The sequence below is a fragment of the uncultured Dokdonia sp. genome (assembly GCF_947492815.1).
Lineage (GTDB): Bacteria > Bacteroidota > Bacteroidia > Flavobacteriales > Flavobacteriaceae > Dokdonia.
Window position 1 is genome coordinate 1 of record NZ_CANLOB010000088.1, and the last position, 614, is coordinate 614.

1 pseudogene is annotated in these 614 nt (G+C 42.2%); it reads right to left on the bottom strand.

The features are described from left to right. A pseudogene (locus Q1A01_RS23635) lies at window positions 1-614 on the bottom strand (gliding motility-associated C-terminal domain-containing protein); the annotation flags it as partial.

Sequence of the window (614 nt, forward strand, 5' to 3'; positions counted from 1 at the left end):
CCATCATCATTCCCTACCATTGGATCCATAGGATCATCATCTAGGTAGTTGGGAACACCATCCATATCATCATCTGCGCTTGGATCTACTCCATTTGGATTCTCATCGACATCCGCTATCCCATCATTGTCATCATCTACATCATCTACATCTGCAATACCATCACCGTCGCTGTCCATGATTTCACGGAAGTCAACCTCTGGTGTTGATGGATCATCATCATTATCTGTCCCTTCGGCTCCTGTATCTAGATTATCATTCACATCTGGCTCAACCCCTGTATCATCACTATCATCATAGCCATCATCCAGTCCATCACCATCTGTGTCCATACCCGTTGGATCACCCTGACCTGCCTCATCCATATCACTCACATTATCATTATCTGAATCTGTGTCTAAGTAATCTGGAGTATCATCACCATCTGTATCGGTTGGGTCTTCGATATATCCACCATTCTCATAAGCATCATCAATACCATTGTTGTTATTATCATCACCACTTGGTGGTGTATAATCATCGGTATCTTGAGCCTCTACATTATCTGGAATACCATCATCATCTGCATCAATATCTAAGAAGTCTGGACCATCATTTGGATTACCATCTGTATT